This is a genomic window from Weissella oryzae SG25, assembly GCF_000691805.2.
GTDB lineage: Bacteria > Bacillota > Bacilli > Lactobacillales > Lactobacillaceae > Weissella > Weissella oryzae.
The window spans coordinates 1-17261 of record NZ_DF820505.1; the positions used below are offsets into that span (position 1 = coordinate 1).

The following is a 17261-nucleotide window of genomic DNA, read 5'->3' on the forward strand; positions in this document are numbered from 1 at the left end:
AGTGTAGTTTCCACTTGCGAAAGGAGCATTCGCAATATTTTTACCATTGTTAGCCCACTGACCAGGATAAGTAGTTATTGCTTTAGCAATATCTGCAAAATCAGTTACAGTTGTTACCCTCGTCTTCAAACTACCATCAATTGGCTTATCAACTATCATATTGGCTGTAAAATGATTATCTTCACCACGAACAGCAATATCTTTATTAGCTATGGTCTTAGTAACTTCATCGATCATTGCTTGAATCTCAGTTTTTGTATCTTCTAACTGCTTATTAATGTCCTCTTTAGTTTCATTCATCTCACCCTTAAGTTCATCAATATCCTTTTTAATTTCATCAATATTCATGCTCTCATAAAGCTCTCTTAGCTTTTCAAGCATTTTTTCATATTCTGAAAGGTAATTTTTTGACTCATCCTCAGTTAAATCAGCGGAAGCCAATACAAACAAGCCAAAATTATTTGTTGTTTCCCGCTCACTACCCTTAGTAAGCGAAAAATACGCCGATTTAAAATCACCAACATCATTTAGAGCTTCTGCTGGCATGGAATAAATAAACCGTCCGTTCACTGCGTCAGTAATCACAATGCCGCTATCGTCAATAATTTTGGCACCTTTATTTGTAATACCTTCAAACGAAATCGCAAAGTCAGTTAAATCAAACGCTGCACCATTTCTAGTGATTGAAACATCAGCAGTATATGCAGTTTGGTCAGCACGTCGTTGTCTTAAGACTGGTGTAATTGTTGGCGTCTTAGAAACATCTAAATTAATCAATATCTTCGTCACTCGCTTGTACCTCCTTATACATTTTTTCTGCATCTTTATACGTTAAGCCAGAATCAACTAAACGCTCTCCTTCATAGCCCCGTCTTTTACCCTTAAGCTCCCATGTGAACGGTACATTCGGCTCATCAGATTCAACAACAAAGCTAGTTTTGCCACGTTCTGAAACCCAGACATGACTTTTTGAATAAGACGACAAAAAGACCTGATAAGCGTAATCAGTATTGATTGTATCGCCAAACAAGTCTTCAATCTTTATTTCAATTGTCCCGTCTCCATCAGTGATAGCTTCGCCAATATCGCCTAAATATGATTCAGCCGTTTCATAGGCTGGGGTTGCTCTAAAACCTTCACGAGTTGGATGAACCGCATTTTTACTACCGTTATAGACGTTAAAATTTCCTAAAACGTCTACATGGTCACCATAAACATTTAGAGCATTAGAAGAACCACCATTACCGCTTAATATTACTTGATTCCGAGCTGAAATCCATAATGTATTGTCACGTGATGTAATGCCTCCAGAAAGTTTGCCAGGTAGTTCAAAGTACGGGTCATTAACGTTCGAATCTGCTGGTACTTTAATCAGTGGGAGAGACATGCCAGCGTTGGGATCATTAGTATTAATTGAAAATATCTCTCCTGGATATTGCAAAATTGCCGAACCATTTGCTACTCCAGAACTTCCATCTGTCGTTGGGACAATTGCGGCTACGTCTCTACCGTCCCGATTTTTAAATGTGAGCTCACCATTATTCAAAGTTATTGAGGCTTGAGTACTTCCATCCCTACTGGTAATAGTACTTCCTGTAATGGTAACTCCAATTATTTGAATCGCCTTTAAAATACCAGTTGTGATAGCAGTTGCATTAATACCCTTGCCAGTGATTGCATTTCCAAAAGTCTTACCACCATCTTCGGAAACTCCAATACCTGCTGAATTGAAAATAACCAACCGCTGAGGATAATTTGGATCAGTTGCAATTATCCCGTCAGTTGAAAAATTAAGCTCCGTCTCAGTGTCCCAAAGCTTTGTAGCGGCATAGTTCGCTTCTTCATTGATTACGGTAATCTTATTCTGCATATCCTCGAATTGCGATTTGTTATAGTCCGTGTAACTTAATCTCGCTGTTCCGATGGTTAAACTAATAACTTGCTCTGATACAGGATCATAGTGCAGTTCATTTACTACCGCCGTCACATCAACGTTGAACTCTGGTACAAAAACTGTAACTGTATCAGTCAATCCAATATTTTCCAACTCCTTAAATTGATCGCTTAAATCTGCTGATTCTCGTAATGAAATTACATCAACTTCAATTGTTACTTCTGGTAAATCAACATCCGTGTTTTCAGATTTAGTAAACCAGTTCTTTGCATATTCATTTATTTTGGCTTTAATGGAATCCTCTGACTCATCTTGTTCAATTTGAATATCTTGCGATACATCGACAGGACGGATATAGATATCGAAATACTTGTTCATATTGGGGGATTCGACACTGTCACCCTCAATGTATTTATCAACTTCATTAACGGTTTGCTTTACATATGGATAAATCTTAGTGACCAGATTAGCTGTATCAATCGTATAGGTCATACTGCTAATGTTTTTGCCAAGTCTAAACGTCATTACGTCATCATCGCCACGACGCTTATACATAGATATACGTCGATTCTCACGCAACATCTCCCCGCCCCAATATTGGAGAATTGATCCGTTGGTACCAGCTATTGCTTCTAATGGGTTCACATAACTAAGCTCGGTTGAACTAACCGTTTCAATATTTGAATAGAAATCGAAAATGGACTGATGAACCATCGCGCCTTTAATAGCGTTCATGGCCATCAATCCATTGTCATCTTTAATCTTGACCGATTTAATCAGATTATTTCTTAGATCATAAGTAATTGAATCAGCTTGGATTTCAACATTTTTTCCAGAAATATCCAACTGCAAATTAGTAATTCTGAATGCATGATTTGCATCTTTGGGCGAAGGTTTAGCAAGTATTAATCTGCCAATTGAAATATCGTTATATCTACGACCTGCCACTGGATAGGTTGCTGTGAGTTGTAATATTCCGTTACGTTGCTCTGTAATCTCTGCATTCTGAATCTCTGCCAATTTCCCTAGCCCGTTAGTTTTAAAATCAACTTCCGAACTTTCGTAAAGTATCGGCGTCATAGTGACCTCCATCTTAAATTCATTTCAATAGTTCCATTGGTCAAAATAACCTTATTTAAACCAGCTTCAAGCTTTGGAAATTCAACGTGCGACATCTTCGAATTTTCATTGATCAGCTTGCCGTTCTCATCAAAGCTCCATGCGTCTTGTATCTCGCTATCTAAATAAATTTCACCTGTTAAACCTGTGAACTCAATTTTCTTATTATTGATAGTCAAAATAGTGTCACCTTTAGCCATAAGCTTGATTAATGGCTTCGATATGTAGCCCGTTGGATTCATCAATGAAGCTGATTTTGTTATCTGTACAATATACTCCCCAGCTAAATATTTAAAAGGCTTCGCGCTGAATGAGATTGATACTTCTCGATGATCGCTATACCGACTCAATCGAGTAACATCTGCAGCATCCGTCCTCACAACTTTATAAACATAATCCTGGTCAAAATAAAAACAGGCATCGACGTATCCTTTACCGTCAATTGCCTGTATAAATTTGCTAATTTGTCTATCTACTTCTTCTAAAACACCACGAAATGAAATATTAGCCGTGAATGTCCGATTTTCGTATACACCATCGTCATATATAGCCGCCTGATCAACACCAACAGCATCCGTGTTTAAGGTCAATCTCCGTGCTGGAATAGTAGTATCGAACCAGTTAGTAATTACAGCGTTTAGTTCTTCGCTACTAACTCCACCAATAATGAACGATCCTGGTTTCATTTACATACCTCCCATCGATATGTTCTTATTTCGAGCGGTTCTAGCCATCGCGGATTGAACTTCACGACCAATTTTCTTAATCGTAGAGTCAGTCACATCAGCATACACATTAATGTTTATCTGTGGTTGTCCTAAGTTATCCATATTAGCAGCAATACCTGCGCCAATACCTGCCAGCGTTTTTGCGTTTAGTGGCACAACTGCTTCGGGCCCAGCTTCGCCAACACCATGCATTCCGCCTTGTCCAGCAAATAAAGTGGGCTTATTAAAAATACCACCCTTTGCGTGCCAATTAATTCCTAAGCTCGGTATCTTACCTTTTAGCAAATCACCAATTTGCCAACCGCTAGGATTTATTGAGAAATGAGGCAACGGGATATGCGGCCAAGTAATCGAAAAGCTAAAGAAGCCCTTAATGGCATTAATAATACCTGAGATCATGTTCTTAGCTGCATCCATAGGCCCGGTGATTGCATCTTTAATTCCATTCCAGACAGATGAAGTTACCGACTTAATTCCATTCCAAATATTTGAAATCACACTAGAAACTGCATTTACAGCATTTGATACTCCTGATTGAATCCCATTCCAAACTGAGCTGATTACTGAGCTAATTGAATTCCAAACAGATGAGGTTACTCCACTGATAGCATTCCAAACACTGGAAATAACTGAGCTTATTGCATTGATTACTCCAGAGATAAACGAACTAATGCCATTCCACACTGTTTGTATCACTCCGCTAATGGCATTCCAGACTGTCGATGTTACCGAACTTATTGCATTCCAGACCGTCGAAATAACATTACTAATCGCATTAATTGCGGTTGAAATAAACGGGCTTAAGAAGTTCCAAACTGCCATAATGACATCTTTAATTGCATTCCACATCGTGGAGAAGATTACTTTTATGGTATTCATAGCTGTTGTGATAATCGACTTCCAAATGTTGATATACGTACCTATCAGAACCGCTATTGCAGTAATGACAACTGTAAATACTAATTTAATTGCGTTCCAAATATCTGAAAAGAACGTGACGATTCCATTCCAAAGCGCTTTAATGACGTTAACTGTAGCAGTAAAAGCAGGCTGCAAGAACTGAGTTATAGCATTCACACTTGATTTGAATAATTGTGTAATTCCACTCCATAATCCAGAGAAAAAGTCTTTGATACCATTCCATAAATTTTTTAGCCAACTTACAAATTCTTGCCACATCTTCTTTCCAGTAGTGGTTTGTGTGAAGAAGTATACCAACGCTGCAACTAAAGCTGCAATAACTACCGCAACTGCCACGAATGGATTTGCAGACATCACAACATTAAATGCGGCCATTGCATCTTTAGCGGCTGATATTACGGGACCCATTTTTGAGAAAACAGATATCAGCATTCCAATTGAGACCAACACAGGAGCTAAGGCTGTCAATGCAACAACTAGCCCTCCTATGACTGCAATAATAGTCTTAGTTGGCTGTCCCGCATCGGCAATCTTACTGGCAAAGTCTGCTAACTTACTAACTATTGGAACTAGTGAGTCGGATAATTGAGAAAACGAATCCTTCAGTTTGTTTATCGCTCCTTGCCATTTCTCCCCAGGAGTGTTCTCGCTCATCTTCTTTGCAGCTCCATCGGTATCTACAATACTATTTGTCGCCATCAACAAAGACGCAGAAGATACTTGCCCCAAATCTTCAAACTGAGTTCCTAAGCCTTGAACTGCGCCCTTGGCTTCTTCCGTTGGCATACCTTGCAAATCAGTGCCTACTGCCTGCATAACATCACTGGCTGTAGCTTGACCATTTTTAAATTGGTTAAACATGTCCTGTGTAGAGGAGCTAAATTTTTTGATTGGCTCGTCTAAGTCACCATTAGTCAATCTAAGATTAAACTCTTTTACCGCATCAGCAGCTTTATCAGTATTAAATGCTCCTGTTTCCATACCAGTTTGTAAGATACTCAGCATTCCCTGCGCGCTAATCCCAGCATCTGAAAAAGTTGGTGAATACTCATTCATCGTATCTAAAAAGTCATGGTTTTTATCAAGCCCCATCTGGAGACCTTTGGCAACTACATCCGTAGCCTCTTTACCATCTATTCCAAAGCCTTTCATAGCCTGGCTAGCAGCATTTGTTGCATCTTCTATGTCGACGCCAGCATGTTTAGCAATCGCAGTTAATGTTAAAGTCATGTTAGTTAAATCAACGCCATTCAAATCTTGAAAAGAATTTTTAACTGTCATCACTGATTGATTTGCTTCATCTACACTGTCAACAAGTCCTGAATCAAAAACTGCATGTACCGATGTCATAGCCTGATCAGCTTCTGACTTAGTCATCCCCATTGAAGTCTGCATCAATGATTGTGCATTACTAAAATCCATTCCTGTCGAAATTAAATCTGTACCAAGACCGCTGGCTTTTTCTGAAACATCATTAAGGACTTGCACCGCCTGCGCTCCTTTAGCAAATTGCATACTATTATCGGCTTCACCAGCACTCTGCTTAATTTCCTTAAAACCAGACTCAGCTCTAGCAGCAGAAGAATCAATACCGTTAAGCGCATCATCGACCCCTTTTGCTCCTGCCTCAAAACGCGACAATTGGCCTTCTGTCGCAATTATTTCGCGCTGAAAAGATCTATACTGTTCCACGCCAATATCATCGCTCTTAAATTGAGCCTCTACCTGTGATTGTGCTGATTTCAAAGTTGCTAGCTTTTCGGATGTACTTTGCACGGCTTTTCCTAACAACTGTTGTTTTTGAGCTATCAACTCTGTATTCCCTGGATCCAGCTTTAACAACTTATTAACATCACGCAATTCCGTACTGGTCTTAGATGTTTGTGAATTCACATCTTTTAAAGCCGAATTCAAACCTTTTGTATCACCATCAATTTCAATGGTAATTCCTTTTACACGTCCGCCCGCCATATTCCCTCCTCTCAAAAAAAGTGCAAAAAAATAACACTCAGTTAGAGTGCTATAAACTTTATTAATTATTAAAGCGCTAAAATGACCATCAAAAGAACAAACGCGTTAATTATTGTTGAAAAAATTCCAACCATAATCGATTGCTGCCAAGCAACAATTAGAGCCATGATTAGAATAAAAATCATGGCTGCTATTGCTAAAATCATTAGAAATGCTCCAGGTATTCCTATTAAAGATAACAAAGACACTGCAATACCAACAACAATTAATGCTACAAGTTCCATAAGCATTATCGCCAAAAAAGATACATTCTTTTCTACACCTTCAATGGCACCTTTAAATATTAAATTAGCTGTTTTTTTATTTTTATTGTCCATATGTGAATTATATATCACCTTTATCTTAAAAGCCATCAAAATCAGATTGATTGGCTTTCTTAACTGGTGTTTTTTCTTTTTGCGCCTCACTTTCAGAATTACTATACTCAATGATAAAATCCATTGCTTGACCAATATCCATCATGGATAATTCTTCAAAGCTTAATCCTATTTTTTTGGCTACATATAAAAACGAGTCTGTATCAAATGGATCATCTGATTCATACTCGTTCTTTAACCTTTTTTTGTTGTAATTGATGACATCATTAAGTCCATTAACTCTTGCAAGAAATCGAACAATGGAAATTCATCAAAGCTCTCGATCCATTCATCTAATGGTTTAATAGACTGATCTGCATTCTTGGCATAAACCCACATAAAATTATAAAGCTTTGCAATTTGACCAGACTTAAACATCGGTAATAATGCTTTCATTTCTTGGCCTTTCTTAGCTTTTGATGCTGTATCTGCGATTTCCATGATTTCTCCAAAGTCCTCAAAGAAATCGGCCTTAAAAGCGTTTTTGTAAAAAATAGGTGTCGCACCGGATGAAACAAGTCGAACCTCTTTACCGCCGATAATAACTTTCTTTTCCATAATTAAATTCTCCTTTTTTAGTTATGTATGCAGGGAAACCCTGCCTTTATTCAGCTGTTACAGCTCCTTCATTTGTAACGTTTACATTCGTTGGATTAGCTGGTTTGGTGCCAGAATCATTTGGTACATATACCTTGTCGAACCATTTTGCATAGGCTGCTGAATCTTCTGGTGCTTTCGCTTTAACGTTATACGTATAAGGATCTGGCATAGCAGAAAATTCAAATTCTGATGTTTGTGACTCCAACTTATCCGAACGAGTTGCCGAACCATCAGATGATCTTGAGAAGGATACGTTGTACAGCACATGGCGAACGTGGTTCTGATCACCAGAGAACTCAAACATCATAGCCACTGGTGAGTTCTTGTTATCCGTATTTTCGACAGTAACGCCATCGGTTCCAGCTTCATTCCCAAAGAGTAAAGCTTCAATCTCAGGAGTTAAATACTCCGTCGTTAATTTACCTGTGTAGCCCTGGTTATTGGCAATCTTTGCATACAGTACATCATCTGCGTACTCTTCCAATGGGTCACCATTAGGATCAAGCGTTAATTCAACAGCCCCAGGCCATTTAACAATATCTCCATACTCTAGTGCCAATCCTGTATCCGTAAGTGGCCCAAGGTGAACATTCCGCAGACCGAACTTCAATTTATTCTTATCAGTCATTAAACTTCCTCCATTAAATCAAATTCATAAGTTCTAACCATCATTTTTTCATCGGGGATATCATCTTCCGAAACCAAATAAATGATGTTTTTCTCATCAAAAAAAAGCTCAAGTTTTTCTTCTAAACCCAAGTTCTTCTTATCCGTGTATAACTCAACATTAATTGAATTATTTTTTACATAAGCTGAATCATCAGCCCTCTCATCGTCACGTTCTACAACGTAATACACAATAAACGGTGTTCCAGGGGCATCATCTGCGTTAAATGCACGATAGGCAACCGGTAATCCTGTAGCAGCAACTAAACCACTATACACATCACTCAATCCCATAACTACCCCTTTCCAAGTTTAATCTGCAAGCGTTTTGGAAGTTCACTAGCTACCCAATCATCGACGGGCGCAATGTGCGTATAAGCATGTGTTCTACCACCACTTCTAGTAGCGTGACCGTTTTCAAGTAAGTGTGTTAATTGCCAACTCGTACCGTTATAAACGATTAACTTACCGCCCTGCTTCTTAGCTCGCCAACCTTTACGATAACGACCTGTTTTATCAGTAAATGATCCAGCTTGTTTTAGCTTAGTAACGGCTTCCTTGCCAATAGCGTTCTTTTCATTCTCCAAAGTTTCTTCAACTTCATCGGAGTACTCTTTCAAGTTCTGATTAATTAATTCAGCTAGTTCATCAACTGATGCCATCTGCTACCGCCTTTTCAAGATATAAAGTGGTTTTATCTCCGGCTTTATTATCACGATAAACATGATAACGTTCGTTACCAGCGAAAACGTACTCTTCTCCAAAGTAATCAATTGAATTAATTTGATAAGCAAGGGAGCCCCTTAAGCCAACCTCACCGGCGGCTGCAAATTCTGCCCGGCTTATAGAAAATTCATTCGCATAAACTTTTCGCTTTTCACCTAATTTTTTTACTTGTTGTCCAATATTATCTTTTTCAATCACTAGTTTCGAGAGATAAATCACTGAATTGTATCGCATAATTATCCCCCATACTGTGAATGGATAGACAGGTTTGTTTTCAATAACTCATACGTGCTAAGTTGACGAGCTGCATCAGGATTATCATATCCCCAGTGAGCTTTAACATAAAGAATTATTGCGTTAGTAACCAAGTCTTTCTCAGCTAAAATAAACCTGTCTGAAACAATACCATTCACTTTTAAATCGGACATAGCAGACTTGATTAGCATAAGAATTTCAGCATCTAAATCCTCATCTAACGTTGTTGTTCTTAATGCAACCTTCACAGATGATAGTAAGCTCTCTGGCGTCATAGATACCTCCATGAAGATTCCTTTTACGCTGTTACAGTGACAGTAGTCTTATCACTAAAACCACCATCATGTGTAGTAGCAGTGATATCAGCTGTTCCAGGCGCTACGGCTGTGATTGTTCCATCAGCAGCTACTTTAGCAACAGCTTCATCAGATGAAACATAAGTAACCAATTTATCAGTCGCATTTTCTGGGTTGACATTCCCAGTAACTTGCTTAGTTGCACCAACCGTCATGCTAGCCGTTTTTTGACTCATTGTAACACCGGCTACAGCAATCGTTGCTGGCGCCGTTTTGAATCCAGGTACGTTGGCTTTGTCAGATTCATTTGTTCCTTCTACATAAGTAACTTGAAAATCACCATCATTATACGTTGTATCAGGTTTTAAATTAGATTCTGGAATTTGAACGTCTTTTGTTCCCTGTGCACCCTCTGCTAATTTAGCTCCTGCCTTATCATAGACCCTTAACATTTGCTTAGAACGATCTGTCATCATATAACCTCCTATCTATTCTGCTGAAATAGCCCCACTAACAGTTACTTTAACTGATGTAGGGGCTTCTATTTTGACGTTGTACCAACGGTTACAAAGTATCCTGCTTCCTTATCAGCTGTCTCAACGTCAAAACGCATTACTGGTTCCAAAATACGACCATAAATAGGATATTGAACCCATTCAAGTTGCAAATCTGCACGATCGGCAAACAAAATTGAACGTGATAGGTCGCCGATAAATGCTTGTTGTGATCCAGCATCACCACCAAATGCCGTGTCTTCAACAATTTCCAATGGAATACCTGAAAGAGTCTTTCCTGAAGCAGTTCCAATTTGGTCTTGTAGCAAATAACGACCATCGGCATCCTTAGTTGTATCCAATAGTTGATACATAGAGGCAGTCAACACAATGTTCTTGTTATAAGCAGGGTCAAGTTTGACATTATAAACTTCCTTAAGCCCATCAATCAACTTATCCGCAGTCAATGGAACTGCTGTAAATCCAGCTAATTGTTTAGCAATCTTTGCATTAGTAGTATTAACTTTGATTTGTTGAGCATGTTGAGCAACTAATTTTACTAAATCTACTGCTGCATCATCAATTGACTCTTGTGAGATAGGAATTTGACCACGGTAAGTCTCAACTTCATACTTAACGTCCAAAAATTCTGGTTTTGCTAAATCTGGAGCTTCTTCCAATTCGGCAACAGTGTTCATTGTAGTAGATGCGCGTTTCAAAATTGGATACTTACCTGAAGCAGTAGTTACTTTTGTTTTTGTAACTAGCTGTGCCAAATCAGTTACCGTCTTTAACTCCATTTCTGGGTTATAAATAATGTCTTCTGGAATGATAACTCCAACATCAGTCGAGGTAATTCCAGATACCCCATTTGCATCATCACGCTTCTCACCCTTTGAGTGAATAACTGCATTCAAAACATCACGTACTTCACTCTTGTTCTTCTTGTTCAATGGAATTGGCATATCTCGTTTCTCCTTTGGATCCTTCTTGTTGTCATCATCTCCTGAATCATCTGATCCAGTATCACTATTGCCTGTGGTGTTGTCCCCTGAATCATCTGAACCGGTATTACTATCTCCAGCGTTATCAGAACCGGTATTACCGTCACCAGTATTGTTGTCCCCTGAATTATCCGAACTAACATTACTTGCTCCGGCATCACTGTCGCCTGGTTCCGCCTTTTCAAGTTCTTTCAGTGTATCAATATCTGATTGAAGCTTTTTTACCAAATCCATTGCAGCCTTAGCTTGTTCTGGATCAGAGTTCACATCATCAATCAAAGCTTGTGCATCTTCGATTGCCTTTTTAAGTTCGGTATTTTTAACCGAAATTGAATCTTTAATAGCCATTAAAAACCTCCTTGGCCTTTGCTAGTTCTATTCCCATTTCAAGCCTAGAACGTAATGATAGTTGTTTGTGCATTGCGTCTCGCTTAGCGATTGCGACTGTTGTATCTTTATAGGCAGGAATAGGCGTGAGCGTGATCTCGAATAACTCGTCAATTTGTTTAACGTGTCTAATATCTGGATCATCATTCTTACCATATTCCCAACTCTCGTCAGCCACCGTGAAACCAAAGCTCATGCCTCGAATATTACCCACTCGAATATTTTCGAGAACATCATTTGCAAGCGTCGTATTGGGCAACGTAGCCTCAAATAATAAGCCTGTCTTATCAATAGATAGTTTCAAAGTACCTGCATCATTTCGAGCTAAAACATTGTTAAAATCATGTCCGTAAATCAAATACACACTATCCATTGACACACCCTTCAATGCCCCTGACTCCACATACTCAATAAACCCACCTAGATTTTCAGAAGGCTTATTAAAAACGATCGGATAACCTGTGATTACCCGACCGCCTGTAGCTTCATCATCTCTGATTTCAATGTTATTTAATTGTGTTCGAATCTCCTTCTTTTCCACCATTGTTATCACCCCCTTTCAAAGGCAAATTCTGAGCGGCAACTTTATTCAATATATCCGTGGTTACTAAATCTGAATGACTCTGTCTAAGTATCTCTATTCCTACATCCGAACTAATTACATTATCTTTAACTAATGCGATTGTTCTTGCCTCAATTTGAGAACCATCTAAATCTATAGCTTCACGCACATTAGCAATTACATTTGTTCCTAACTTAAGTGTGAGCTCATCAATAACCGATGCTATATATCGTCCAAGTGCCGTGTTATATAGATTTCTAATCTGGTCAGAATTACTGTGTTCAGATTCCGAACCCAACGAATCAGATGGAATCATGAACACCTTAGCAATTTGCTCACGAGTCCAATCAGTTGATTCAAGTAATTTAGCAACGTCTGATTTTACTTCTAGTTGAGAGAATGTAGAATTCTGGTCAAGTATTAAAGTCCGACCAGCGTTATCGCCAGAGTTAGCTTTTTCAAAAGCGTCTCGTGCTTTATCTTTTTCTTCTGGTGACATTTTAGCAGCAAAGCCTAGTAGCGCCGTTGGATTAACAGCTTTACCAAAAATACTTAGAGCTAAATTACGCGAACTTCGTTGTAATGACAGCTCTGTTTGTAATGATTCCAATGGAGACCTACCCACTAAGCCACCATCTACTCCAAGAAGTCGAAAATGAATTACATCGCTTGCTTCAACATCGTTCTCATCTTGCTCATCAACTGACTCGAATCTAAAATCATATGTTAATGTCTGACCGTCATCAGACAACTTTACTGTAACATTTGAGGGTTTTACATATTCCCAGTACTCTTTACCCGAACTATCTGCTCGTCTTAAAGCATACGAATTACCATCTAATAAAAGCTGAGCCATCATTGATTGCATAAATGCGTATCTTCCAGTCATTCGTGAGGGACTTGAAAGAATACCATTTAACTTTTTATTAGAAGTCGAAAATGTGACCCGAGCAATATCTGATGCCAATATTGTTACTGCTGTTCTGATATCAGAATTTCTAAGCGCGACAGTAGCAGGTATATGACCACTATCAGAAATTAACCAGCTGCTACTTCCACGACTATACGCTCGTCCAGACCCTCTGATTGGAACTGTTCTTTTTTCAAAAAACATAATTACCCCCTATCTTGTATAAAATAGCTAAAAACAAATGCAAACAATCCGAAAACAATTAAACCGATTATTAAATTAATAAAAAAGGCCGCTGCAATAATTGATATTGCACCGACTAATGAAAATATATCTGAAATTGTACTACGCATTAGAAATAATATTCCCCCGTTCCATAATCCTCAAAATAATGTATTCCTTCTGAAAGCGCATCAATAATTGCATCAACAAGATCAATCTTCATAGTTGCTTTGTTTTTGTCAATTTTGATTCCATTATTATCACTTGTAATAATGGCGTTGACTAACGATTTCTCCATCATTGGATCTTTAAAAGTAGTAACTCGTCCTTCTACAAAGGCATCCTGCAGCCATTTGGTTGGCTCATTTAATGTTAATGTCCCTTGTTTGACAGCTTGGATTTCCCAATAGGTGTTTGCTTCCAGCGACTTAATAAATGCACTATTATGCGCCCAATCATATGTAAACTTAAGAACCTTCAAATGATGTTTATCAACAAACTCAAGCAGCCATTCATATATATCATCGTTACTTATTAATCCCTTCTCATGGGGTGTAATGGTTGCATAACCAAGGCCTTGCATTTGGCGATAATTAATACCATCTTGACTCTCTTTCGCATCAATTGAACCAGCTTTATGCCATGGAATAAAGGAATGTTGGTATAAATGCCATTTCTGATTACCATTCTCGTCTGTATATGGAAAGATGAATGCCAAAGCAGCATCATCAGAGGTCATTGAATTATCAAATCCTACGTAAACATCCCGTCCATCAATATCAAAACTGTCAATAGCGACTTCTTCTATATCACTTAACTTGAACGCAGCATCCTCTTTAGCATTTACCCACATATTCATAGTTTTAACCAAAAAATCAGGTAACTTTCCTTGAGCTAACAAATTGTCTCTTTCAGAAGTTATACCTATAGTCTTTTCAAGCTTTAAATTTGGTAATCCAAGTAAAGGATTAGATTTTATCCATGTCTCAGGTTCAAATATTTCATTCTCATCATCCTGTGCCCAGACACCAAGAAAATTATCATCAAGTTTTCGTTCACCACTCTTAATTGCATCGGTAATAATTCTAATATCTTCCCTAAGCGGCGCATTCGGATTTTGATAAGCAGTTGAAATCATAAAGAATATAGCTTCTTTATTTCCTGTTTGACCTGACGTTATCTTTCCAAAAGCTCCTCGTGTTTTTTGGTCACCTGCTTCATCAAAAATAGCTGTTGTAGCATGATATGAATCGAACTTTCCTTGACCACCATCGGCTGATATTCGCACAATTTGGTTTTTTGTCTTACGACTAACAACATCATATTCACGAGGCCTGACTGTTCTACTTAATTTCTTGAATGGACCCTGTAGCATTTTTTCAACGGTACTCTTCGTGTAATTAAAAAGTTTTCCAGTCTGTTGAGCTGTATTTGAAGCTATTAGTATATCTTGATTTGACTTTCCATATGATTGAACAAAGAAATCATATGTTGCAAGGATCGAAGCGAGATAGGTCTTACCATTTTCACGTGCAATAGAAACAATTGCCCGTTTAAACCTTTTCCCGCCTGTCCGATTATCTCTCCACGCTACAATTGAACCAAGTGCAAACTTCTGCCAAGGCATAAGCGGTATCGGGATGTTTTCCTTTGGATCTGGAACGTATTTAGTAAAGTTTAAAAATCCTTCTAGCAATTTATCATCAAAATAATAAGGAAAGTCGGCAGTATTTTGCATTTTTAGGTCATTTAAATGCCTTTCAGCAGCCATAATCATCATTTTACCTGCCAAAATTTCGCCATTAACAATGCTTCTTGCGTACTTCGTCACCTCATCCATTATGTTTTCACCCCAAACGAACTCATTGTTTCATCTAAATCATCTTCATCTCCTGTTGTTGAATCAGACAATACCGCTGCTCTGCTGATTGGATCAAGTCCTAAAGATGACCCAATTGCTTTAATATTTTTTGCAGCATTATTTTTAACGTCTACTGCTGGATTCTTTTTTGGCTCGCCTTTTTCAGTAATGTAAATTACTCCGATATCTCTAATTGATTCATCGGCCATCCTACTTAAGCTAACCTGAGTAACATATTCCTCCAACAATGGTTCATCTAATTTTGTTAATAATTCTTTGGAGTCCAACTCATCAACAATTGCAGTCCATAATTTCTTTGAGAAATCATCAAGGCGATTAGGTGGCTTTCCGATTTTCTCAAATCCAGTATTATTTTCTTGTGCTCTCTCAGCTCTGTCACGTCTGTCTAAATTCTTTGCATCAGTATTTTTAAGATCTGGTTTGCGTCCTGATTTACCCTTAACACCAGCCAAATAATCACCTCCCCTTTTTCAAAATTCATTTTTTGGGAATAACACAGAAAACGACACTACTGCATCGGTCCCCCTTTGCAAGGGTATAGCCCCCTATTTGCTCATAAAATCAATTCTTAGCATCCTTAAACACCTCTTTAATAAAATGTATATCCTTAATCAATATTGCGTTAGAATCGAGTTTATTTCGCTGGCCTGTACCATAATGTCGCTGTTCCCAATCTTGTTTAAGTCTATGACAGCTATTACAAGAAGCAACTAAGTTATCAGCTTCTAGTTCCATACTCTCATCAACCTCTCTTGGAACAATGTGGTCAACCATATCTGCAACCGTCACTCTGTTATTCAAAGCGCAATATTGACATAGGTTCATGTCTCTATCCAGTATAATTAACCGCAGCTTGCGCCATGGTTTTGATTTGTAGAACCTATGCCTATTATCACGTTCCACGTCTCGATGCCTTCTATTGTCGTAGTCCTTATCTGATTGTGTATTGCGTTGGATTAACCCAGCATGTTCATCACAATACCGCTCTCCTAGTGACACGGTCTTTCTACAATCATGGTAATAACATCTGTGTACCCTAGGCATCTTCTACACTTCCTCCATATGTCTTATCTGATAATAATTATCTTGTCTTCATTAGCTCTGTAGTAGAGATGGCTGGTCATTTCTTAACTGCCCCCAAGCCTTCTACATCTTTACCTGACCAAATACCAAGCTGGTAAGCAATCTGGATAACATTAATTTGTCTGGCATCATAAGCTCCACCTTTTATACCAAGCGTTGCCTTACTCCAGTCGTAGTTGTCTAAACTGTTAACTGGATTGGTAATGGTTGCTCGTCCCCAGTAAGTTAACTTACCGGGAGCTGCTTTTTTCCATGTACCAATCGTAATCATACCTCTAGCCATTTTTAAGATAATGCCCGTAATTGGGTAATCATCAATTGTGTTATTCCAACCAGTAGCAAAACCATAACCATAAATCGTACTACTTTCGTCACCTGGATGAGCTGGATAATCATCCAATGTCATGTAAGAACCATTATCAAATACGATGCGCCACGGGTTAGCTTCACGGTCGATAAAATAGGCCATTGGTGCACCCTTTCGAATGATAATGCCGTACTCATTTAATGGAGCAGCAAGACCATCTTTACCATTGTCACCTTTAGGCCCTTGAGCTCCAGTATCTCCCTTATCACCTTTAGGTCCTTGCAATCCTTGAATGCCTGGCTCACCTTGTAAGCCTTTTTCACCCTGTGGTCCTTGCAAACCGGGTTCACCTTGAATCCCCTGGTCACCTTTATCACCTTTGACGCCTTGAATACCTTGAGGTCCACGTTCACCAGGTAAACCTTGAGGCCCTGGGTATCCTTTTGGCCCTTGTGGGCCCTGAGCACCTTCTTTAATCTCATCAGCCTTTTTATCCAAATAGTCTTTAAATGCTGTCAAAGTATCATCTAAATTAAGCTGTCCGGATAAGCCGTAAGCATTCTGCGTTACATCAAAGATTACAAAGCTTTCATCAGGGTACTTAGCAGTACGTCCCTCATCACTAGTTGTGAACTCTAAATAATAACGGTCCGGCGTTAGTTTCTTTAATTCTTCACTGTTTAAATCTAATGTAACTTCGCCATTTGATAGATGAACATTCACATCAATTAAAAAGCCGCTAGCATTCTTAATAGAAACCACGGCTGTATCATCTGACGTATTCAATTGTTTACCGTTCTTAATAAGTTCAAAGATAA

At 38.6% G+C, this 17261-nt stretch carries 18 protein-coding genes and 1 pseudogene; all 19 read right to left on the minus strand.

Going from position 1 to position 17261, the window contains the following annotated elements:
• Positions 1–789 (minus strand): BppU family phage baseplate upper protein (locus TT13_RS10230; RefSeq protein ID WP_027699870.1); only part of this gene is annotated, 789 nt, incomplete at its 3' end.
• A complete protein-coding gene (locus TT13_RS10235; RefSeq protein WP_052348624.1) occupies positions 770–2974 on the minus strand; it encodes a phage tail spike protein in 2205 nt (734 codons plus the stop codon). The genes TT13_RS10235 and TT13_RS10230, both read right to left, overlap by 20 nt.
• Positions 2971–3699, minus strand: coding sequence for a hypothetical protein (locus tag TT13_RS10240; RefSeq protein WP_027699871.1), 729 nt, complete (start codon positions 3697–3699; stop codon positions 2971–2973). Before TT13_RS10240 ends, TT13_RS10235 begins: the two co-directional genes overlap by 4 nt.
• Positions 3700–6633 carry a phage tail tape measure protein gene (locus tag TT13_RS10245; RefSeq protein ID WP_052348625.1) on the minus strand — a complete coding sequence of 978 codons (2934 nt, stop codon included), beginning with the start codon at positions 6631–6633 and terminating at the stop codon, positions 3700–3702.
• Between the two features lie 68 nt (positions 6634–6701).
• Positions 6702–7010: a hypothetical protein gene (locus tag TT13_RS10250; RefSeq protein WP_027699872.1), complete on the minus strand. Its 309-nt coding sequence runs from the start codon at positions 7008–7010 to the stop codon at positions 6702–6704.
• A gap of 234 nt (positions 7011–7244) precedes the next feature.
• Positions 7245–7607, minus strand: coding sequence for a hypothetical protein (locus TT13_RS10255; RefSeq protein WP_027699873.1), 363 nt, complete (start codon positions 7605–7607; stop codon positions 7245–7247).
• Positions 7608–7653: 46 nt separating this feature from the next.
• A complete protein-coding gene (locus TT13_RS10260; protein ID WP_052348626.1) occupies positions 7654–8277 on the minus strand; it encodes a major tail protein in 624 nt (207 codons plus the stop codon).
• The gene (locus TT13_RS10265; RefSeq protein WP_027699874.1) at positions 8277–8609 is read right to left on the minus strand and encodes a hypothetical protein; all 333 of its coding nucleotides are present in this window, start codon (positions 8607–8609) and stop codon (positions 8277–8279) included. The genes TT13_RS10260 and TT13_RS10265 overlap by 1 nt, the downstream gene beginning before the upstream one ends.
• A 2-nt stretch (positions 8610–8611) precedes the next feature.
• Positions 8612–8977, minus strand: a complete 366-nt coding sequence (locus tag TT13_RS10270) for an HK97 gp10 family phage protein (protein WP_027699875.1) — start codon at positions 8975–8977, stop codon at positions 8612–8614.
• Positions 8964–9275 carry a hypothetical protein gene (locus TT13_RS10275; RefSeq protein WP_027699876.1) on the minus strand — a complete coding sequence of 104 codons (312 nt, stop codon included), beginning with the start codon at positions 9273–9275 and terminating at the stop codon, positions 8964–8966. Before TT13_RS10275 ends, TT13_RS10270 begins: the two co-directional genes overlap by 14 nt.
• 2 nt (positions 9276–9277) lie before the next feature.
• Positions 9278–9571, minus strand: a complete 294-nt coding sequence (locus TT13_RS10280) for a phage head-tail connector protein (protein ID WP_045477233.1) — start codon at positions 9569–9571, stop codon at positions 9278–9280.
• A 23-nt stretch (positions 9572–9594) separates the two neighbouring features.
• Entirely contained in the window at positions 9595–10068 is a 474-nt protein-coding gene (locus tag TT13_RS10285; protein ID WP_145912380.1) for an Ig-like domain-containing protein, read from the minus strand.
• Positions 10069–10133: 65 nt separating this feature from the next.
• A complete protein-coding gene (locus TT13_RS10290; RefSeq protein ID WP_052348627.1) occupies positions 10134–11438 on the minus strand; it encodes a phage major capsid protein in 1305 nt (434 codons plus the stop codon).
• A complete protein-coding gene (locus TT13_RS10295; RefSeq protein ID WP_045477234.1) occupies positions 11428–12021 on the minus strand; it encodes an HK97 family phage prohead protease in 594 nt (197 codons plus the stop codon). Before TT13_RS10295 ends, TT13_RS10290 begins: the two co-directional genes overlap by 11 nt.
• A complete protein-coding gene (locus TT13_RS10300) occupies positions 11984–13153 on the minus strand; it encodes a phage portal protein (protein ID WP_027699880.1) in 1170 nt (389 codons plus the stop codon). Before TT13_RS10300 ends, TT13_RS10295 begins: the two co-directional genes overlap by 38 nt.
• A 148-nt stretch (positions 13154–13301) precedes the next feature.
• Positions 13302–15011 (minus strand): terminase large subunit, encoded by a 1710-nt coding sequence (locus TT13_RS10305; protein ID WP_052348628.1) that lies wholly within the window; start codon positions 15009–15011, stop codon positions 13302–13304.
• Positions 15011–15505 (minus strand): phage terminase small subunit P27 family, encoded by a 495-nt coding sequence (locus TT13_RS10310; protein WP_027699881.1) that lies wholly within the window; start codon positions 15503–15505, stop codon positions 15011–15013. The genes TT13_RS10305 and TT13_RS10310 overlap by 1 nt, the downstream gene beginning before the upstream one ends.
• A gap of 109 nt (positions 15506–15614) precedes the next feature.
• A complete protein-coding gene (locus tag TT13_RS11715; protein WP_052348629.1) occupies positions 15615–16097 on the minus strand; it encodes an HNH endonuclease in 483 nt (160 codons plus the stop codon).
• Between the two features lie 76 nt (positions 16098–16173).
• Positions 16174–17261 (minus strand): annotated as a pseudogene (locus TT13_RS10320) (hypothetical protein); the annotation flags it as partial.